We start from the raw sequence: 3,219 nt of genomic DNA, 5'->3' as shown, positions 1-3,219 counted from the left end.
AAGCACCGTTGCAGTACTAGTTGGGCCAGGCTGGCGGCCCCGGCCGTTGCCCTTGGCGGGCCGTCTGACTCTCGGCGCCCCTACAGGCCGCCGCTCACATGCAGGGCGCCGTTCTCGACGTCATCGACATGGACGATGACATCCGGAATATCCTTGAAATGCATGAGGGCCTTTACGGAGACCTTGTAACTCCGCCCCGCCCTTGCCGCAGGGAAGGGGAACTGCCCGACCCTGATAAGGCGATGTGCGGCAGATTCGGGGACCCCCATCACAGCTGCGGCCTCTCGGAGCCCGATGTATGGAGGGTAGAGATCGGAAGTGTAGTAGTAAAGACTCGGGCCGGAAATGCGAGACCGGAGCAGCATCGACGTCGTCATCGTCTGGCGAACCGATCCGGAACGACGGCCGGCACGAAGGTCGTCGTGAAATTCACGAACGACACCGAAATGACCCAGCAGCTGAAACAGTGCCCCGATCCGCTTACCCCTGAGCTGTTCCGCGACATCCGCGTCGCGAATACTGTTGATGTCGATGACCGACGACGCCTTGAGTACGGATTCCTGAGTGAACACTTCCGATTGGATCATTAATTCGATCTCATCGGACGACCACTCGCTCGATGCCCCACTCGCATAGCGAAAGGCAACCTCGAAGGCCGCTTTGACCATCTTGTCCCTGACGTTGCGCGGCGGAACCCCATGGGTGGTGTCCCGCCACACCTCCAGCGCAGCCACCACCATGGCGGACTGAACTTCCTCGCGCTCGACCCGGAAATCTCGGGAGACCCTCGCGGCCACTCCACGGAAGCAGGGGACGATGCAATCGAGAATGACCAGCCGCCATGTGTCATCACCATCCAGGTCGGACAACCTCCCCATGGCGATCAGGGACTCCCACACACGGGAAATAGCAGCCGACCGAATTCCCGCCGAGAGCGCCTCCTTCCGAAACTTCGAGTAGGTCGGGTGCCGCTTGATGTCGCATCTCTTGACGTCTCCCACGTGTACGCAGACCGGGCCCTTCCCGAAAATCTCCCGAACTTTCCACTCAATGCGATCGAAGACATCCACCACGACTAGCCCCCCTAAACTGTTTCCACCCCTCCGCAGCTGAGCATGGCGACTGAGAGAGATCCAAACACTTAGCTGGAACTCGGATCACCCAATCGGGTGAAGAATGTTTGCGTTTAGGTGTTCCTGATTTCCCGGCACCCCCATTGAAATCCCTCGATGCACTCGTATCACCGGTCTCTTTAATTCAAGACTCCGCCATCAGTGGAGGCAGGGCGCCAGTCGTCGCGAGGGCGTGTGCGTGGGGTGCGGGCCGATGCGTGGGCGGTGCGGAAGGCGGCCAGGGCGCGGCGTTCGGCCTCGGGGTCGGGGATGTAGGCGCGCAGGGCCGTGCCGAGGTGGGACTCGATGTCGGGCGGCGCGGCGCGCCCGGTGCCCCGTCGGTCGTCGTCGCGTTCACCCATGTCCGATTCCATGTCCGACTCCGTCCTCGTCCCCCGTGCCGCCGTTCACTTCGACTTCCCCGGCGTTCCGGGGCCCTCATCCGGCACGCCCGGGTCGGGTGCCAGGGCGTGGGCGAGGCGTTTGAGGCCGCGGTGCGCGGCGGTACGGACCGCGCCGGGGCGCTTGCCGAGGACGCGTGCGGCGGCGGGGCCGTCGAGGCCGACGACCACCCGGAGCAGCACGGCCTCCGCCTGGTCCCGGGGCAGGGAGCGCACCAGCGCGAGGGCGCGCGCGGTGGACAGCGACTCCAGGGCCTGCTCATGTGTGCTGTGCGGGGCCGCCCGGTCCAGCGCCTCCTGGTCGAGCGCGGTGGTACGGGGCCGGGTGCGGCGGCGGCGCAGATGGTCCAGGGCGCGATGGCGGGCGATGGTCGCGGTCCAGCCGCGGAAGCCCGCGCCGTCACCGGTGAACCGGCCGAGGTCCCGCGCTATCTCCAGCCAGGCGTCGGCGGCCACGTCCTCCGCGTCCTCGCCGACCAGCCCGCGCAGATAGCCGATCAGGCCGGGCTGCACGATCCGGTAGGCCACCGCGAAGGCGCTCTCGTCGCCGTCCTGGGCCCGCGCGACGGCCGCGCCCAGTTCCCCGTCCCGCGGCCGCCGGCTGCGGGGCTGCCCTCCCTGGCCCAAGACCGTCCTCGTCGTGCCGAGTTCATGGCCACCGGCGCGTCCCGCACGGTGCGACACGCTCCGGCCGTGTCTTTCGCCCTCCACGGTCATCAGCGTCCGCCCTGACAGAAGTGTCACAGCGAACGCCCCGGCGGATGCGGCACAGTCAACGGCCCGTCAGGTGCAGGGCGCCGCGCTCTCAGGCGTCCGCCGTCGCGTCCCTGCACAGCAGCCGCAGCGAACCATGGCCCAGGAAGGAGCGCCGGGCCTCCTCGATGGGGTCCCAGAGCCGGCCGTCGGGGGTGCGCACCCAGTGTTCGCCGCCGGTCGCCCACCACTCGGCGCCGGTGCGGCGGACGACCACCTCACCGGCGTACGCGCCAAAGCCCCGCAGCACGTCAGCGACCGCCTCGATGGGCGCCCTCTCGCGTCGTATCTCCTCGATCATGCGGTCCACGCGCCACAGGCTCTGCGCCGAGTAGTCGAGCCGCACCCGGGCGCCCTCGCGCATGGTCGCGACCGCGTCCGCCGCCCAGCGCACGGGCTTCGCGGCGGCATGGGGCCTGGTCTCCTGCGCGGCCGTCCCGTCCGGGGCGGTCGCGGCAGCGGTCGTATCGGCCGTCACATGGGCCGTCACATGGGCGTTCACATAAGGAAGAGCGAGCGGGGCAAAGCTTTCGTCACCCTCCGAGGAACCGTTTCGCCAACCGTCGCAGGACCACCCCACCGCCACCGCACGACCGTCACACCCCGCTCTCCGCGTTCCCCCGAACCCGCCGCGAGACCACCGCGCGCAGCACCCGGCGTCCCTCGCCCGACACATCGAGCGCCCGGCGCAGGCCCTGCTTGCCGTGGCCTTCGAGGAGTTCCAGCACGGTGATCTGACGGCGCAGCTCGGCGGCGACGAGCGGCGGCGGGTCCTCGGTCCCGGCGGGGTCCGGGGCGCCCTCGGCGGCGGGGTCGAGCAGCCGGTGGACGCGCAGCGAGACCGCGGAACAGGACTCGGCCCAGGGCCGTACCGCCTCGGCGGTGCGCTCGGCCGGTGCCGTGTCCAGCATGTGCGCGACGAGCCGTACCGCCTCCGCGTGCCCGTCCCCGCC

General features: G+C 69.1%; 4 protein-coding genes and 1 pseudogene. All 5 read right to left on the bottom strand.

The window, feature by feature from the left end; all coding sequences use genetic code 11:
- Positions 1-80 precede the first annotated feature (80 nt).
- Complete coding sequence (locus CCN72_RS35840; protein WP_086812544.1) at positions 81-1,073, bottom strand: MerR family transcriptional regulator; 993 nt, start codon at positions 1,071-1,073, stop codon at positions 81-83.
- A 179-nt stretch (positions 1,074-1,252) separates the two neighbouring features.
- Positions 1,253-1,486, bottom strand: a complete 234-nt coding sequence (locus CCN72_RS35835) for a hypothetical protein (RefSeq protein ID WP_086812542.1) — start codon at positions 1,484-1,486, stop codon at positions 1,253-1,255.
- A gap of 33 nt (positions 1,487-1,519) precedes the next feature.
- Entirely contained in the window at positions 1,520-2,140 is a 621-nt protein-coding gene (locus tag CCN72_RS35830) for an RNA polymerase sigma factor (RefSeq protein ID WP_167408747.1), read from the bottom strand.
- A gap of 178 nt (positions 2,141-2,318) precedes the next feature.
- Entirely contained in the window at positions 2,319-2,744 is a 426-nt protein-coding gene (locus CCN72_RS35825) for a hypothetical protein (RefSeq protein WP_086812545.1), read from the bottom strand.
- Between the two features lie 118 nt (positions 2,745-2,862).
- Positions 2,863-3,219, bottom strand: a pseudogene (locus tag CCN72_RS35820) (hypothetical protein); the annotation flags it as partial.

It is taken from the genome of Streptomyces murinus (genome assembly GCF_002154555.1).
GTDB classification, from domain to species: domain Bacteria; phylum Actinomycetota; class Actinomycetes; order Streptomycetales; family Streptomycetaceae; genus Streptomyces; species Streptomyces murinus.
This window is presented reverse-complemented; position numbering and strand designations above follow the sequence as displayed.

Excerpts from the sequence above, each read along its gene's own strand:
- CCN72_RS35835 (WP_086812542.1), bottom strand. The coding sequence starts at position 1,486 with ATGGAATCGGACATGGGTGAACGCGACGACGACCGACGGGGCACCGGG.